This is a genomic window from Thermocatellispora tengchongensis, from assembly GCF_014202315.1.
Lineage (GTDB): Bacteria > Actinomycetota > Actinomycetes > Streptosporangiales > Streptosporangiaceae > Thermocatellispora > Thermocatellispora tengchongensis.
The window spans coordinates 41029-59167 of record NZ_JACHGN010000013.1 but is presented as its reverse complement, the minus strand read 5'-3'; the positions used below and the strand labels follow the sequence as shown (position 1 = coordinate 59167).

Genomic DNA, 18139 nt, shown 5'->3' with positions numbered 1-18139 from the left:
CTCATGGTGGTAGGGCTCATGGTGTTCGGGCTCGTGGTGGTAGGGCTCGTGGGTGCTCGGGCTCAGGGTGGTAGGGGCGCGGTCAGGGCAGCGTCCGCAGCCACTGGCGGATGGCGGCCACCGTCGCGTCCAGGTGCTCCTCCACCATGGTGAAGTGGTCGCCGGGCGCGTCGAGGGTCTCGTGGGCGTGGGCCACGGACGTGCGCCACTCCGCGTTCTCGTCGCCGCCGCCGATGCGGTCCGCCGGCCGTACGAGGAGGGTCGGGACCGCGGCGGCGGCCGGTCGCCAGCCGGCGAGGAGCCGCTCCATCCAGGCGAACGCCGACAACCGCACCCAGTCCAGACCGTCCACCACCTGTTCCCGCGCGTACAGGGCCCGCCAGAGGTCGCCGCGCAGCTCGCCGGCGGCGGCGCCGTCCAGGTAGTAGGTGTCCACCAGCACCAGGGCCCGGGGCGGGCGGCCGGTGGCGGCGAGCCGCCGGGCCACCTCGTCGGCGAGGATTCCTCCCGAGGAGACCCCGAGCAGCACGTACGGCTCGGCGCCGGCGCGGTCCGCGACCTCGGCGGCGAGCAGGTCGCACAGCACCTCACGCCCGGCCGGCAGGGGCTCCCCCTCGGCGTACCCGATGGGGGTCAGCGTGGACACCTGCCAGTCGGGGCCGAAGGCGGCCGGGAACGCGGCGTAGGCGTGCGGGCCGGTGATGGGCACGATGGAACCGATGCAGATCAGATGGGCGCCCGCGGCGCCGCCGAGCCGGACCACAGGGGGCCGCGGGTCCGCCTCCGCGACCGCGCCGAACTTCGGCCGCAGTTCCGCCACCCCCTGGAGCAGCGTCGCCGCGGCGGCGAGGTCGCCCGACTCGACGGCACGCCGGTGCAGCTCCGCGACCGGGTCCGCGGCCCGCCTGCCCTGCCCGGCCTCCACGGTACGGTCTGCGGCCGGCCCGCTCAGGTGCGCGGCGAGCGCGAGGGGCGTGGAATGCTCGTAGAAGGCGGCCGGAGAGAGCCGCCATCCGGTCTCGGACGCCAGCCGCTCGCGCAGCTGGACCAGGGCGAGTGAGTCGCAGCCCTGCGCCGTGAGATCCCGGTCCACCGCCACCGCCTCCGGGGTGAGATGACCCAGCACCGCCGCGACGTGCGCGCGGATCGACGCCAGGGCGCCGGCTTGGCGTTCCTCCCCGGTGAGCTCCGTCCAGCGGGCACGGGGACCGGGGGCCGGGGGAAGCTGCGTCCGCCCCGCGCCGGCGGCGCCGTCCGAGGCGCCACCGGTGGTGGCGGCGGGGGCGGGTATGGCGTACCCGCCCGGTGACGCCGGCCAGTAGCGCTCCCCCTCGAACGGGTACGTCGGCAGCTCGGCCCGGCCATGCGGCGTCCCGGGCGCCGGCAGGACGGCCGGCCAGTCGACCGGGACCCCGTGCACGTGCAGTTCGGCGAGCGCCGCGACGGCCGCGGCCACCTCGTCCCGGTCCCGGTGCTGGAGCGACGCGGTGACGATCGGCGTCCCGGCCGGGACACAGGTGCGGGCCAGGGGCGACAGCACGGCGTCCGGGCCGATCTCCAGGAACGCGCCGGCACCCGCCTCGCGCAGGCTGCCGATCGCGTCGGCGAAGCGCACGGTCTGGCGGGCCTGCCGCACCCAGTAGTCCGGGGAGGTCATCTCGTCCGGCCGGGCCGGGCGGCCGGTGACGCCGGAGACCAGCGCCATCTGCGGAGCGGCGTACCCGAGCCCGGCGATGGCGCGGCGGAAGTCGTCGAGCATCGGGTCGGCCAGCGGCGAGTGGAAGCCGTGCCTCACCCGCAGCGGGCGGACCCGGTGACCGTCCACCGCGATGGCCGCGACGAGGGGCTCGACCGCCTCCGGGGGCCCGGCGAGGACCACGGCGCCGGGGCCCTCGACGGCGGCGATGCCGATGCGGTCTTCGCGGCCGTCCAGCATCCGGCGCACTTCCTCCTCCGGCGCCTCGATCGCGACCATCACCCCGCGCGGCGACGCCGCCATGAGGCGGGCTCGCGCGTTGACCAGCCGCGCCGCGTCGGCGAGGCTGAACACGCCCGCGACATGCGCGGCGACGATCTCGCCCGTCGAGTGCCCGGCGAGCCGGCCGGGGCGCACGCCCCACGACTCGACCAGCCGGTACATCGCCGTCTCGACCGCGAACAGCAGCGGCTGGGCGTAAGCGGTGTCGTCGATCAGCGCGGCCTCGGGCGTACCGGCGGCGGCGAACAGCACGTCGCGCGGCGACGGGACGATCCCGTCGTCCAGGCAGTCCAGCGCCTCGTCCAGGGCCGCCGCGAACGCCGGGAACCGCTGGTACAGGCGGCGTCCCATGCCCGGCCGTTGCGCCCCGTCGCCGGTGAAGAGGAAGGCGGGCTCGCCGGTGGAGGCGGCCACCCCGGTGTACGCGTCCGGGGCGGGTTCCCCGGCGGCGAGCCGCGAGAGCGGCCCGGTGAAGCCGGCCAGGTCGTCGGCGACGATGGCCGCGCGGTGCTCGAACACCGCGCGGGTGGTGGCCAGCGCGTGCCCCACCGCCGCGATGTCCGCGCCCCGCCTCACCGAGGCGAGGAGCCGCTCGGCCTGGGCCCGCAGGGCCGCCGGCGAGCGGGCGGAGAGCAGCCACGGGACGTGCCCGGACGCGTCGCCCGGCGGCGGCCCGGCGGCGCCGCCCCCGTCATCCGGCTCCTCCAGGATGACGTGCGCGTTCGTGCCGCTGATCCCGAACGCGGAGACGCCGGCGCGGCGCGGCCTGCCGTGCCGGCGCCGCCAGGGCACGTCGGCGGTCAGCGGCACGACGGCGCCGGCGGACCAGTCGACGCGGGTGGACGGCACGCCGAAGTGCGGCATCCGGGGAAGAAGACCGTGCCGCATGGCGAGCACGGTGCGGATGACGCCGGCGACCCCGGCGGCCGCCTGCGTGTGCCCGATGTTGGCCTTGACCGTGCCGAGCCATACGGCGTCGGCCGGGTCCCGGTCGCGGCCGTAGACCGACAGCAGCGCCTGCGCCTCGATCGGGTCGCCGAGAGCCGTGCCGGTGCCGTGCGCCTCGACCGCGTCCACGTCGGCCGGGCCGAGGCCGGCGGCGGCGAGAGCCCGGCGGATCACCCGCCGCTGGGCGGGCCCGTTCGGGGCGGTGAGCCCGTTGGAGGCGCCGTCCTGGTTGACCGCGCTCCCCCGTATCGTCGCCAGGACGCGGTGCCCGTGCCGTCGCGCCTCGGAGAGCCGCTCGACCACGAGCACGCCGACGCCCTCGGCCCAGACCGTGCCGTCGGCGTCGTCGGAGAACGCCTTCACGCGGCCGTCGGCCGCCAGGCCGCGCTGGGCGCTGAACTCCAGGAACGACTCGGGGGTGGCCATGACGGTGACGCCGCCGACGATCGCCAGCCGGCACTCACCCGCCCGCAGCGACTGGCCCGCGAGATGCAGCGCCACCAGCGACGAGGAGCAGGCGGTGTCCACGGTCACCGCCGGGCCGCCGAATCCGAGGACGTAGGACAACCGGCCGGACGCGACGCTCGCGGCGCTGCCGGTGCCGAGGTAGCCCCGTAGCTCGTCGGAGCCCGCGAGCAGCGCCGGATAGTCCTGGCCGTTGGTCCCGACGAAGACGCCGACGTCCTGGCCCCGCCACGCCGTGGGGTCGATGCCCGCCCGCTCCAGCGCCTCCCAGCTCACTTCGAGCAGCAGCCGTTGCTGCGGGTCCATCGCCAGGGCCTCGCGCGGCCCGATGCCGAAGAAGGCGGCGTCGAACCGGCCGGGGTCGGCCAGGAAGCCCGCCCTGGCCGGTACGCCACGGTCGTGCAGCGCGCCGAGGTCCCACCCCCGGTCCGCGGGGAAGGCGGAGGCCGTGTCGGCGCCGTCCACGAGAACCCGCCACAGCGCCTCCGGGGAGTCCACGCCGCCGGGGAACCGGCACGCCATGCCCACGATCACGACCGGGTCCTCGGCCTGGTCGAGCGGCCGGGCCGGCCCGGCCAGGTCCTCCGCACGGTCGCCGTCGCCGCCGTCCAGCAGCTCGGCCAGGTGCGCGGCGAGGCGATCCGGTGTCGGGTGGTCGAAGATGAGCGTCGAGGGCAGCGCCAGCCCGGTCGCGGCGCCGAGCTCGTTGCGGAACTCGACGGCGGTCAGCGAGTCGAAGCCGAGATCCTTGAAGGGCCGCAGCATGCCGACCGCCGAGGCGTCCCGGTGGCCGAGCACCTTGGCGGCCCGGGAGCGGACGGTCTCGCGCAGTGCGGCGGCCCGTTCGGCGGCGGTCATGGCCGGCCACCGCTCCCGGAGCCCGCCGGAAGCCCGCCCGGCGACCGGCGCCGCCTCGCCGAGGGCGCGCACCCGCGGCAGCCCCGCGATCAGCGGGCTGGGGCGGACGCCGGCGACCGTTCCGGCGTACCGGGACCAGTCGATGTCGGCGACGGTCACCGCGGTCTCGTCCAGCTCCCATGCCCGGCGCAGTGCCACCAGCGCCGCCTCGGGCCGCATCGGGGACAGGCCGCTGCGGCGCAGCCGCGCCTCCACGGTCTCGCGCCCCGCCATCCCGCCCCCGGCCCACGGCCCCCAGGCCACCACGGTCGCGGTACGCCCGGCGGCGCGGCGGCGGTGGGCCAGCGCGTCCAGGTAGGCGTTGGCGGCGGCGTACCCGGCCTGACCGGCGCCGCCGACCGTGCCGGTGATCGAGGAGAAGAGCACGAAGGCGGCCAGGCCGAGGTGCGCGGTGGCGCGGTCCAGCACCTCCGCCGCGTCCACCTTGGCACGGAACGGGCCGGCGAGACGGTCCGGGGTGAGGGAGTCCACGATCCCGTCGTCGAGCGTTCCCGCCGCGTGCACCAGCGCCGTCAGCGGATGCTCGCCCGGGACCCGGGCCAGCAGGTTCGTCACGGCCTCCGCGTCGGCGGCGTCGGCGGCCACGAGGGTGACCCGGGCGCCCAGCGCGGCCAGCTCCGCCGCCAGCGCGGGGGAATCCGGCGCCGCCGCGCCGCCGCGGCTCACCAGCATCAGGTGCCGCGCTCCGGCGGCGGCGAGCCACCGGGCCACGTGCGTGCCGACCGCGCCTGTGCCGCCGGTGATGAGCGCGGTGCCCGGGACGGTGACGTCCCGTCGCCGCACGGCGGTCGCGGGCGTACGCGGGACGAGGCGGCGGCCGAAGACGCCGCCCGGCCGGACGGCCACTTGGTCCTCGCCGCCGGCGGCGGTGAGGACGGCGGCGAGACGCCCGGCGGTGAACGGGTCGAGTTCCGCCGGCAGGTCCACCAGGCCGCCCCAGCGGTGCGGCTGTTCCAGGGCTACGCTGCGCCCCAGACCCCAGAGCGCGGCCTGCGCCGGGTCGGCGGGCTCGCCGGGCTCGACCGCGACCGCGCCGCGGGTCAGGCACCACAGCGGGGCGTCGGCACCGGCGTCGCCCAGCGCCTGCACGAGGGTCAGCGTGGCGCCGGTCAGCTCCCGCGCGAGCTCGGGCGAGCCGGCGCCCGCCGTATCGCCGTCTCCGCCGGGACGGGGCGGCCCGTCCGAGCCGGGCGCGACGGCCGGCCCGATGGCGGACACGACCTGGGTCACCGGCCCGTGCTCGCGCAGCGTCTCCGCGAGCGCCTGCGCCAGGGCGGCCCGGCCCAGCCCCCGATCGTGTTCGAAGACGATCGTGTCGTCGCCGAGGGCGGCCAGCACCGCGCTCACCCGGGCCTCGGTGACGGTTCCCGCGGGAACGACCGCGAGGGTGCGCCCGGTGCGCGAGGGGCGGTCGCCCACCGTCAGCGGCTCCCAGTCGATCCCGTACCGCCAGCCGTCGGCGGCCGACTCGTCCCGCAGGCCGTCGCGCCACCGGCTCAGCGCCGGCAGCACCTGGTCCAGCGCGTCGCGGTCCACCCGCAGCTCGGCGGCGAGCGAGCGGCGGTCCTCCCGCTCGACGAGGCTCCACAGGGCGGAGTCCGCGGCGGACGGGGCGGCGCTCCCGGCCGCGGCGGACGGTTCCGGCCAGTACCGGCGCCGCTGGAAGGGGTAGGTCGGCAGAGCCCGCCGGCGTGCTCCGGTGCCGGCGAAGAACGCCGGCCAGTCGATGGGCACGCCGGCCACCTCCAGCCGGGCGAGCGCGGTGAGCAGGCTCACGTCCTCCGCTCGGTCACGGCGCAGTGCCGGCACGACATCCGTCCCGGGCGCGCCGGCGAGCACGTCGCGGGTCAGCGCCGACAGGACGCCGTCGGGGCCGATCTCCAGGAAGGTGCTCACGCCCTGCGCGTGCAGCACCCGGACGGCGTCGGCGAACCGGACCGGATGCCGGACGTGCCGTACCCAGTGCTCCGGCGAGCCGAGCTGCGCGTCGGTGGCCGCCTCGCCGGTGAGCGTCGAGATCAGCGGCAGCGAGGCCGGCCGGTACGCCAGCCGCTCCACCACCGACCGGAACGGCGCCAGCATCGGCTCCATCAGCGGCGAGTGGAAGGCGTGGCTGACCGTCAGCCGCTTGGTGCGGCGTCCGCGCGCCGCCCACTCGCCGGCCAGCGCCAGCACGGCCTCCTCCTCGCCGGCGAGCACGACCGAGGCGGGACCGTTGATCGCCGCGATGCCCACGCCGGGGCCGAGGTCGCCGGCCAGCTCGGCCTCGGCCGCCTCGACCGACACCATCGCCCCGCCACGGGGCAGCTCCCGCATCAGCCGGCCGCGGGCGGCGACCATGGCGCACGCGTCGTCGAGCGTCAGCACGCCGGCGACATGAGCGGCGGCGATCTCGCCGATCGAGTGCCCGGCGACGGCGTCGGGACGGACGCCCCAGGACTCGATCAACCGGAACAGCGCGACCTCAAGGGCGAACAGGGCCGGCTGCGCCCAGCCGGTGTCGTCGAGCAGCGCCGCGTCGGGGCCGCCCTCGGTCGCGAACAGCGCCCGCCGTACCGGGGTGTGCCGTTCGAGCCGGTCCAGGGCGTCGTCCAGCATGGTGGCGAAGGCGGGGTACGTGCGGTAGAGCCGCGCCCCCATGCCGACGCGCTGGCCGCCCTGTCCGGCGAAGAGCACCGCCAGCCTGGGCCGGGCGGCGACCTCGGTCTCCCCGGTCACGACACCCGGGTCGGGTTCGCCGGCGGCGAGCGCCGTCAGTGACCGCCGCAGCTCCGCGACGGGTCCGACGACGGCGGCCCGGTGCGGGAACCGCGACCGGCCGACGGCGAGCGTCCAGGCGATGTCCAGCGCGTCGCGGTCCGACCGTGGCGCGTCGGTGGCCAGCAGTCGCGCGGCCTGCTCCCGGACCGCCTCGGGGGTGCGGCCGGACAGCGGCCACACCAGCACCTCCGGCGCGGCGGGCACGTCCTCAGCAACGGCCGGGGGCGCCTGCTCGATGATCACGTGGGCGTTGGTGCCGCTGATCCCGAACGACGACACGCCGGCCCGGCGCGGCGCGCCGGTCTGGGGCCACGCGGCCGGCTCGGTGAGCAGGCCGACCGCGCCGCCCGACCAGTCGATGTGCGGGCTGGGCGCGTCGATGTGCAGCGTACGGGGGATCTCGCCGTGCCGCATGGCGAGCACCATCTTGATCACTCCGGCGACGCCGGCGGCCGCCTGGGTGTGGCCGATGTTGGATTTCACCGAGCCGAGCAGGAGCGGCCGCTCCCGGCGCTCGCCGTACGCGGCCAGCAGGGCGCCGGCCTCGATCGGGTCGCCGAGCCTGGTCCCGGTGCCGTGCGCCTCGACCACGTCCACCTGGTCCGGGGTCAGCCCGGCCGCGGCCAGAGCCTGCCGGATCACCCGCTGCTGGGCGCCGCCGTTCGGGGCGGTCATGCCGTTGGAGGCGCCGTCCTGGTTGACCGCCGTGCCCCGGACGACCGCGAGGATCGGGTAGCCCGCGCGCTCGGCCACCGAGCGGCGGGCGAGCACCAGCATGCCGGCGCCCTCGGCGAACCCGGTGCCGTCGGCCGCCGCCGCGAACGCCTTGCACCGGCCGTCGGCGGAGAGCCCGCCCTGCTTGGCGAACTCCATCAGCAGCATGGGGGTGGCCATGACGGTGACGCCGCCCGTCAGCGCCAGCGTGCACTCGCCGGCGCGCAGCGCCTGGACCGCGAGGTGCAGCGCGACCAGCGAGGACGAGCAGGCGGTGTCCACCGTGATCGCGGGCCCGTGCAGCCCCAGGGTGTAGGCCAGCCGCCCGGACAGGACGCTGGTGGTGGTGCCCGTCAACCGGAACCCGTCGATGCCGGCCGCCGACTCGGCCGGCATCGCGTCCAGGGCGGCGCCGTACTCCTGGGCTATCGCGCCGACGAAGATCCCCGTGTCGCTGCCGCGCAGCCCGGCGGGGTCGGCGCCGGCGCTCTCGATCGCCTCCCAGGTGGTCTCCAGCAGGACGCGCTGCTGCGGGTCCATGGCGAGCGCCTCGCGCGGCGAGATGCCGAAGAAGCCGGCGTCGAACCGGTCGGCGTCGTGCAGGAACCCGCCGCCCCGCCCGTGGAGGCGGGAGGTGTCCCAGCCGCGGTTGTCCGGGAAGCCGGAGGTGGCGTCGGCGCCCGCGGCGAGCAGCCGCCAGAACTCTTCGGGCGAGGCGACGCCGCCGGGCAACCGGCAGGCCATGCCGACGATGACGATCTGATCCTCGCCCTGATCCTCGCCGGCGCCGGCCGGCCTGGGCTCGGGTGGCGCCGGCTCCCCGGCCTCCTCCGGGTCCAGCCTGCCGAGGAGGAATTCGGCCAGCTCGTCCGGGGTCGGATGCTCGAACACCACCGTGGCCGGCAGCCGCAGCTCCAGCTCGGCCGAGAGCCGCTGCCGCAGCTCCACCGAGGTCAGGGAGTCGAAGCCGAGGTCCTTGAAGGTCCGGTCGGCGTCCACCTGGTCCGAGCCGGCGTGGCCGAGCACCACCGCGGCCTCCCGCTGGATCAGCGCGAGCAGCGACCGGCGGACCTCGTGCCGGGGCCGGCCGCGCAGCGCCCCCGCCCCGCCGATGGCGTCCCGTACGGACGGTGTGCGCTCCCGATCGTCTCCCCGGGCGGGCGCCGGCGACGCCTGCGGCGCGAGGTTCGCCGCGACGACATGGGCGGTGTCCGAACGGCAGGCGAGGTCGAGCAGCGCGGCCCCGGTGCCGGGCGAGATGGGGCGCAGTCCGGCGCGCCTGAGCCGGGCGGCGCCGGCGGCGTCCAGGGTGGCGCCCATGCCGATGTCCCACAGGCCCCAGGCGATCGAGGTCCCTGCCTGGCCGAGGCGCTGCCGGTGCTCGGCGAGCGCGTCGAGGAACGCGTTCGCGGCGGTGTAGTTGCCCTGGCCCGCGCCGCCGATCAGGCCGGTCGCGGACGAGTAGCAGATGAACGCGGAAAGGTCCGCGTCCCGCGTGAGCTCGTGCAGATGCCAGGCCGCGTCCAGCTTGGGGCGGAAGACCGTGTCGATCCGGTCCGGGGTCAGCCCCGCGGCCACGGCGTCGTCGAGCACGCCCGCCGTGTGCACGACCGCGCTCAGCGGCCGGTCGGCCGGTAGTCCGCCGAGCAGCCCGGCCACGTCCGCCCGTTCGCCCAGGTCGCACGCCACGACCTCCACCCGGGCACCGGCGGCGGCCAGTTCGGCGGCGAGCACGCCGGCCCCGGGCGCCGCGGGTCCGCGGCGGCTGGCCAGCAACAGGCGGCGTACGCCGTGGTGGCGGGCGAGATGCCCGGCCGCATGGGCCCCCAGGCCCCCCGTGCCCCCGGTCACCAGCACCGTGCCGTCGCCGTCCCAGGGCCGCGGGACGGTGAGGACCACCTTGCCGACGTGCCGGGCCTGGCTGACGTACCGGAACGCCTCCTCGGCGCGGCGGACGTCCCAGGCCCGCACCGGCGGGAGCCGGAGGGCGCCCTCGCGGAACAGGTCCAGCACCGCCGTCAGCATCGGCCGGATCTCGTCCGGCGGCAGCTCCAGCAGGTCGAACGCCGTGTACCGGACGTCGTGCCGGGCGGCGACCTCGCCGGCGGGCCGCAGGTCGGTCTTGCCGAGTTCGACGAAGCGGCCACCGGCACGGGTGAGGCGCAGCGAGGCGTCGACGAAGTCGCCGGCGAGCGCGTTGAGCACGACGTCCACGCCGCGCCCGCCGCGCACCGCCCGGAACTCGTCTTCGAAGCCGAGCGTACGGGAGGAGGCGATGTGGTCCTCGGCGACGCCGAGGGCCCGCACCCGGGCCCACTTGCCGGGACTGGCGGTGGCGAACACCTCGGCCCCGAGATGCCGCGCCAGCCCGACCGCGGCCATGCCCACGCCCCCGGCCGCCGCGTGGATCAGGACGGACTCCCCCGCCCGCAGGTTCGCGACCGTCACCAGGGCGTGGTAGGCGGTGAGGAATACGGCGGGGACGGCCGCCGCCTCCGCGAAGGACCAGCCGGGCGGCACGGCGGCGACGGCGCGGGCGTCGGCGACGGCGTGCGAGCCGATGGCGCCGGGGAAGAGGCCGAGCACCCGGTCACCGGGCGCGAACCCGGTCACGCCCGGGCCCGTCTCGCAGACCACGCCCGCGGCCTCCACGCCGAGTTCGCCGGCGTCGCCCGGGTACATGCCGAGCGCGTTGAGCACGTCCCGGAAGTTGATGCCGGCCGCCCGCACCGCGATGCGCACCTGGCCGGGCGCGAGCGGGGCGAGGGCGTCCGGGGCGGGTACGGCGCGCAGGTTGTCCAGGGCGCCCCTGCGGGCGAGGCCGAGCCGCCAGGGGCGGCCGTCCTCCGGAGGCGCGACGACGCCCGCCGGTGGCGGCGCGAGCCGAGGCGCCCGCAGCACCCCGGCGCGTATCGCCACCTGCGGCTCGCGAGCGCCGATGGCGGCCGTGAGCGGATCGCCCGTCCCCGGGAGGCCGTCCGGCCCCTTGATGTCGCCCGGCCATGGGAGGTCGCCCCCGGGGAGGTCGATGATCTGGAACCGGTCCGGGTGCTCGGCCTGCACGCCGCGCAGCAGTCCCCAGACCGCGGCGGCGGCCAGGTCGGGGGCGGGGTCGGCGGGGTCGGCGACGACGGCCCCCCGGGTGACGAACACGAGCCGGGCCGCGCCCGCCTCGGGGCCGGCCGGCGACGCCTGCACCTGGGCGAGGGCCCACGCGGTCGCCGTCCGCGCGGCGGCCGTCGGGTCGTCGCCGCCGGGCACCGCCACCGGCACCACGACCGCGTCGAGTCCCGGCGCGGCAGCCGCCGACCGGAGGTCGGGGTATCGCCCGGACGGTGGCAGGGAGGCGGCCAGCCCCCACGGGTCGGCCCCGGCGAGCGCCCACCGCACCGGTTCCGGCGCGGGCGGGGTGATGTCCGGCCAGGTCAGGTGCAGGAGCTCGCCGGGCGGGGCGACGGCCGTGGGAAGCGCCGGGGCCGGGCGCAGCACGAGGGATTCGGCGCTCATCACCGGACGGCCGGATTCGTCGGCGCAGACGATCGTGACGGCGCCGGGGCCGCCGGGGCCGCCGCGGCCGATCCGGGCCCGCAGGGCGGCCGCGCCTCGGGCGTGCAGCCGCACCCCGGTCCAGTTGAACGGCAGCCGGGCGGCCGTGCCGGGCCGGTCCAGGAGGGCCGTGGCCTGCAACACCGCGTCGAGCAGCGCCGGATGCAGCCCGAACCCGGCGGCGTCGGCGGCCACGGATTCCGGAAGCGCCGCCTCGACGAGGATGTCGCCGTCCAGCCGCCACGCCCGCGCCAGCCCCCGGAACGCCGGTCCGTACCCGAGCCCCCGCCCGGCCGAGTCGCGGTAGAAGCCGTCCAGGTCCAGCGGCTCCGCCCCCTCCGGCGGCCAGTCGAGCAGCCCGCCCGGCTCCGGGCCGCCCGGCGGGGCCAGGACGCCGGTGGCGTGGCGGGTCCACGGCGCGGTGTCGCCGGCGCGGGAGTAGACGCCGACAGGACGGCCGCCGTCGGCGCCGGGCGCGCCGACGACGAGTTGGACCGCGCTGCCCGTCCCCGCCGTCAGGGCGAGCGGCGCCTCGATGGTCAGCTCGGCCACCCGGTCGGCGCCGAGCTGCGCGCCCGCCCACCGGACCAGTTCCAGGAACGCGGTGCCGGGCAGGATCGGGGTCCCGTGCACGACGTGGTCGCCGAGCCAACCGGCCGCGTCGAGTGACAACCGCCCGAACCAGAGCCGGTCGCCGGTGGCCGGTACGTCGGTGAGCGCGGCGGCGGCGAGGAGCGGATGCGCGCCGCGTTCCAGGCCGGGCACCGCCGCCGTGGCCTCCGGGCGGCCCGCCGCCGACCAGAAGCGGCGCCGCTGGAACGGGTAGGTGGGCAACGGTATCCGGCGCCCGCCCCGGCCGCCGAGCACCTCGGACCACTCGACGGTGCCGCCGCGTACGTCCAGCTCGGCGAGGGCGGTGAGGATCGTCAGCGTCTCCCCCCGGTCCCGCCGCAGCGCCGGCACCATCGTCAGGCCGGCCGCGGCGCCGGCCTCCTCCTCGGCCTCCGGCAGGCAGTCGCGCCCGAGGGCGGTGAGCACGGCGTCGGGGCCCAGCTCGACGAACCGGCGCGCTCCGTCGCCGTGCAGGGTCCGCATGGCGTCGGCGAACCGCACCGGCTCGCGTACCTGCCGCACCCAGTAGCCGGGATCGGTCAGCTCCGTGGTGACGTGCCGTCCGGTCACCGTGGAGACGACGGGGACGGACGGCGCGGCGAACGTCAGGCCGCCCACCACCGCCGCGAAGGCGTCCAGCATGCCGTCCATGTGCGCCGAGTGGAACGCGTGGCTCACCCGCATCCGGCGGGTCCGGTGCCCCCGCGCCTCGGCGTCCGCGGCCAGGACGAGGACGGCGTCCAGGTCGCCGGAGACAACCACGGCGTCCGGGCCGTTGACCGCGGCGATCGACACGCCCGCGCCCAGCAGGGGGCGCACCTCCGCCTCGGCCGCCTGCACCGCGACCATCGCGCCGCCGTGCGGCAGGTCCTGCATCAGCCGGCCGCGGGCGGTCACCAGCCGCACCGCGTCTTCGAGGGAGAGGACGCCGGCGGCGTGCGCGACCGCGATCTCGCCCACGGAGTGTCCGGCCAGCACGTCCGGACGGACGCCCCAGGAGGTCAGGAGCCGGTGCAGTGCCACCTGCAGCGCGAACGTGGCCGGCTGGGCGTATCCGGTCATGTCGAGCAGCAGCGCGTCGGGCGATCCCGGCTCGGCGAACATCACCTGTCGCAGCGGCCGGTCCAGCTCCGGGCCGGCCAGGGCGAACACCTCGTCCATCGCCGCCGCGAAGACGGGGAACCGCCGGTACAACTCGGCGCCCATGCCGGGCCGTTGCGCCCCCTGGCCGGTGTGCAGCAGGCACAGCTTGCCGCTGGCGCCGCGGGCGACGCCGCGGACCACGCCGGGGGCGGCCGAGCCGCCGGCCAGCGCGTCGAGCCCGCCGCGCGCGCCCGCGAGGTCCGGTGCCAGGACGACCGCCCGGTGGGCGAACCGGGCCCGGGTGGTCGCCAGTGAGTACGCCAGGTCGAGCAGCCCGGGGCGGGGCGGCTCGTCCGCGAACCGGCCCAGCCGGGCGGCCTGGGCCTTCAGGGCGTCGGCCGTCTTCCCCGACACGACCAGGGGCACGACGTCCAGGCCGGCCCGCTCATCGACCTGCCCGACCGGCCCGACCGGCTCGTCCTGCCCGACCGGCTTGTCCTGCCCGACCGGCTCGTCCTGCCCGACCGGCTCGTCCTGCCCGACCGGCTGGTCCGGCTGGTCCGGCGCCTGTTCGAGGAGCACGTGCGCGTTGGTGCCGCTGATCCCGAACGACGACACCCCCGCGCGGCGGGGCGCGCCGGTCTCGGGCCACGCGGTGGCTTCGGTGAGCAGCCGCAGGCCGGAGCCCGCCCAGCTCACCCGGGACGTCGGGGCCGCGACGTGCAAGGTGCGCGGGGCCTCGCCGTGGCGCATCGCCTGAACCATCTTGATCACCCCGGCGACGCCGGCCGCCGCCTGGGTGTGCCCCACGTTCGACTTCAGCGACCCGAGGAGCAGGGGCCGGCCGGAGTCGCGTTCCCGGCCGTACACCCCGATCAGCGCCTCGGCCTCGACCGGGTCGCCGAGCCGGGTGCCGGTGCCGTGCGCCTCGACCACGTCGATGTCGGCCGCCCGCAGTCCGGCGTCCGCGAGAGCCTGCCGGATCACGGCCTGCTGCGCCGCGCCGTTCGGGGCCGTGAGCCCGTTCGAGGCGCCGTCCTGGTTCGTGGCGGTGCCGCGGACGACGGCGAGCACCTGGTGCCCGTCCCGGCGCGCCGCGGACAGCCGCTGCAGCACCAGCATGCCGGCGCCCTCGGCCCAGGCGGTGCCGTCCGCGTCGTCGGAGAACGACCGGCACCGGCCGCTCGGGGACAGCCCGCCCTGCCGGTGGAACTCCACGAACATCCCCGGCGTGGTCATCACGGTCACGCCGCCCGCCAGGGCCAGCTCGCACTCGCCGCCGCGCAGGGCCCGTACGGCCAGGTGCAGGGCGACCAACGAGGAGGAGCAGGCGGTGTCCACCGTCACCGCCGGCCCCTCCAGGCCGAGCTGGTACGCGACCCGGCCGGAGATCACTCCGCCCGAGGTGCCGGTCAGGGCGAACCCGTCCGACCCGGCACCCGCGGAGTGCTCCAGCGGCGGCCCGTAGTCCTGGTGCGTCGCGCCGACGAAGACCCCCGTACGGCTGCCGCGCAACGAGGCGATGTCGATGCCGGAGCTTTCCAGCGCCTCCCACGCCGTCTCCAGCACCACCCGCTGCTGCGGGTCCATGGCGGTCGCCTCGCGCGGGCTGATCCCGAAGAAGGCCGCGTCGAAGTCCGCCGCGCCGTCGAGGAACCCGCCCTCCCGCGAGGCGAGGTCCAGGCCCGCGAGGGACCAGCCGCGGTCGGCGGGGAAGGCCGAGATGGCGTCCCGGCCCTCGCTGACGAGCCGCCACAACCCGTCCGGCGAGTCCACCCCGCCGGGCAGCCGGCACGCCATGCCCACGATCACGATCGGGTCCTCGGCGTTCGCCTCGGGTGCCGCCGGGGCTCGGCCGCTCTCCCCGTCCGGGTCCGCGCCGGGCGAGCCCGGCGGGGGCGCGAGTTCGGCGAGCAGGTGGTCGGCGAGGCGGGCCGGCGTCGGGTGGCTGAAGACGAGCGAGGTGGGCACGCTGAGCCCGGTCGCGGCGGCCACCCGGTTGCGCAGCTCGATCGCGGTCACCGACTCGAACCCGAGGTCCTTGAAGGACAGGTCGGGATCGACCGCCTCGCCGCCGCCGCGTCCCAGCAGGACGGCGGACTCGCGGCGTACCCACTCCAGCACGGTCCGGCGGCGGTCGGAGTCGCCGGCCGCGGCGACCGCGCGGCGCAGCGGCGGCCCGGCGTCGTCCGGGTCCTGGCCGGCCGGCCGATCCGGGTCCGCGAGGGCGGGGCCGGGCGCCGGGGCCTCGCCGGCCGCCGCCAGCCAGTACGGCGCGCGCTGGAAGGGGTAGGTGGGCAGGGGAATCCGCCTTCCCCCGCCGGTGACCGGGCTCAGGTCCACCGTCACACCGCCGGCGTGCGCGGTGGCGATCGAGAGCAGCAACCGGCTCGGGCCGCCCTCGTCGCGCCGCAGCGACCCCACCGCGAGGACGGGCCCGTCTCCCTCGGCGGCGATCTCCTTGATCGCGGCGGTGGTCACCGGGTGCGGGCTGAGCTCCACGAACGCGCTGTGCCCCGCCGCGAGCAGCCCTCGGATCGCCAGGTCGAACCGCACGGTCTGCCGCAGGTTGCGGTACCAGTAGGCGGCGTCCAGCTCCTCGGTGCCGAGCCGCGCGCCGGTCACGGTGGAGTGGAACGGCACGTCCGGCGGGGAGGCGGTGACCGGTCCGAGAACCTCGGTCAGCCGCGCGGCGGCGGGCTCGATCAGCGGTGAGTGCGAGGCTATGTCGACGTTGACGAGCCGGGCCCACACTCCCTCGGCGGTCAGCTCGGCGTGCAGGCGGTGCACGACCTCGGTCTCGCCGGCGAGCACGACGGAGGCCGGGCCGTTCACCACCGCGACGGACAGCGCGTCGCCGTACCGGACCGCCCACCGCTCCGCCTCCGCGAGCGGCAGCGAGAGCGAGATCATCGCGCCGGTGCCGGCCGCCTCCTCGGCCAGCACCCGGCTGCGCAGCGCGATCAACCGGGCGGCTTCGGACGTGGAGAGCGCGCCCGCCACGCAGGCGGCGGCGATCTCGCCCTGGGAGTGCCCGACCACGGCGGCCGGTTCGACGCCGTACGAGCGCCAGACCTCCGCCAGCGACACCATCACCGCCCACAGCACCGGCTGCACCACGTCGATGCGGGCCAGCGCGTCCGCGTCGCCGAGCACCTCCGGCAACGACCAGCCGACGTGCGGGCCGAGGGCGTCGGCGCACTCCAGCATCCGGCGCCGGAACACCGGCGAGGCCGCCATCAGCTCCCGTCCCATGCCGGCCCACTGCGAGCCCTGGCCGGGAAAGACGAAGACCGGGCGCACATCGGCGGCGGCCGTCGCGGTCGCCGCTCCGGGATGGCCGTCGCCGGCCGCCACCGCCTCCAGGCCGTCCGCCAGCTCGGCCGGGTGGGCGCCGACGACGGCCGCCCGATGCGCGAACCGGGAGCGGCCCGCGTCGAGCGTGTGCGCCACGTCGAGCGGCCTGGCCTCGGGGTTGTCACGGAGGTACGCCGCGAGCCGGCGCGCCTGCGCGCGCATCGCCGCCTCGGAGCGCCCGGACACGATCAGCGGCAGGGCGGCCCGCGGGCCGGACCCGGCATCGCCGGGAGGCGCCGGAGGGGCCGCGAGCACGATGTGACAGTTCGTGCCGCCGACGCCGAACGACGACACGCCGGCCAGCAGGGGGTCCTGCGGTGCCGGCCAGTCCCGCCGGACGTCGGCGACCCGCAGCCGCCACTCCGAGAACGCGATCCGCGGGTTGGGCCGCGCGAAGTTGAGGCTGGGCGGGATCTCCCGGTGCGCGATCGCGAGCACGGTCTTGATCAGCCCGGTGATCCCGGCCGCGCCCTCAAGGTGCCCCACGTTGGTCTTCACCGAGCCCACCAGCAGCGGCCGGTCCACCGGCCGGCCCGCCGCGAAGACCATGCCGAGGGCCGCGGCCTCGATCGGGTCGCCCACCGGGGTGCCGGTGCCGTGCAGCTCGACGTACTGGACGCCCGCCGGATCGACCCCGGCGTCCCGGTACGCCGCGCGGAGCGTCGCCGCCTGCCCGGCGGCGCTCGGGGTGGTCTGGCCGCGGCTGGGCCCGTCACCGGCGAGGGCGCCACCGCGGATCACGCAGTACACGTGGTCGCCGTCCGCGAGCGCGGCGGGCAGGGGCTTGAGCAGCACCACGCCACCGCCCTCCCCCCGGACGTAGCCGTTGGCGCGGGCGTCGAACGTGAAGGACGCGCCGTCCGGGGACAGGCCGCCGAACCGGTCCACGACGACGGTCGACTCGGCGAGCAGGTTGAGGTTGACCCCGCCCGCCAGCGCGAGCGCCGACTCGCCCCGCCGCAGGCTCTGCACCGCCAGATGGACCGCGGCGAGGGACGACGACTGCCCGGTGTCCACCGTCAGGCTGGGTCCGGTGGCGCCGAGCAGATAGGAGACGCGGTTGGCGAGGAGGGCGCGGCTGACGCCGGCGAGCGTGTGCTGGTCGATCACCGCCGGGCCGTGCCGGTGGACCAGCTTGGCGTAGTCGTCCGCCATCGCCCCCGCGAAGACGCCGAGCGGCGTCGCGCGCAACGACTCCGGGACGATCCCGGCGTCCTCCAGCGCCTCCCAGCACAGTTCGAGCATGAGCCGCTGCTGGGGGTCCATCGCGCGGGCCTCGCGCGCGGTGAGCCCGAAGAACTCGGGGTCGAATCCCGCGACGTCGTCGAGGAACCCGCCCCGCCGCACGGCCACGCCGTCGCCCGGCCACCGTCCGGGCGGCGCCTCGGTGATCGCGTCGCCGCCGTCGCGCAGCAGGCGCCACAACGCCCGCGGGTCGGGCGCCCCCGGCAGACGGCAGGCGACTCCCACCACCGCGACGTCCACCCTGGCCGTCCCTTCCGCGGAAGACGACACGGCGGGATCACCAGGTAGATCCATGAGGGCTCCTAACGGGTGGCACCTGCGCCGTTGCGGATCGGGCCGTGTCCCTCCCCAGCGGAGACACAACCGGCGATCGACCGACCGCACCCGGCTTCGATGCGCTGCTCGGGTCACACGTCTGCCTGCGGGCGGCCCGACCGTACGACAGGCGCCGATGCCGGGACACCCCTAGCCAACCCCTCACCCGTACCGGCGAGATTGCACGGCGAAAGATCC

At 77.2% G+C, this 18139-nt stretch carries 1 protein-coding gene; it reads right to left on the bottom strand.

The window, feature by feature from the left end:
• Nucleotides 1–82: 82 nt before the first annotated feature.
• Nucleotides 83–17896: a type I polyketide synthase gene (locus HNP84_RS28200; protein ID WP_221336857.1), complete on the bottom strand. Its 17814-nt coding sequence runs from the start codon at nt 17894–17896 to the stop codon at nt 83–85.
• Nucleotides 17897–18139: the final 243 nt, after the last annotated feature.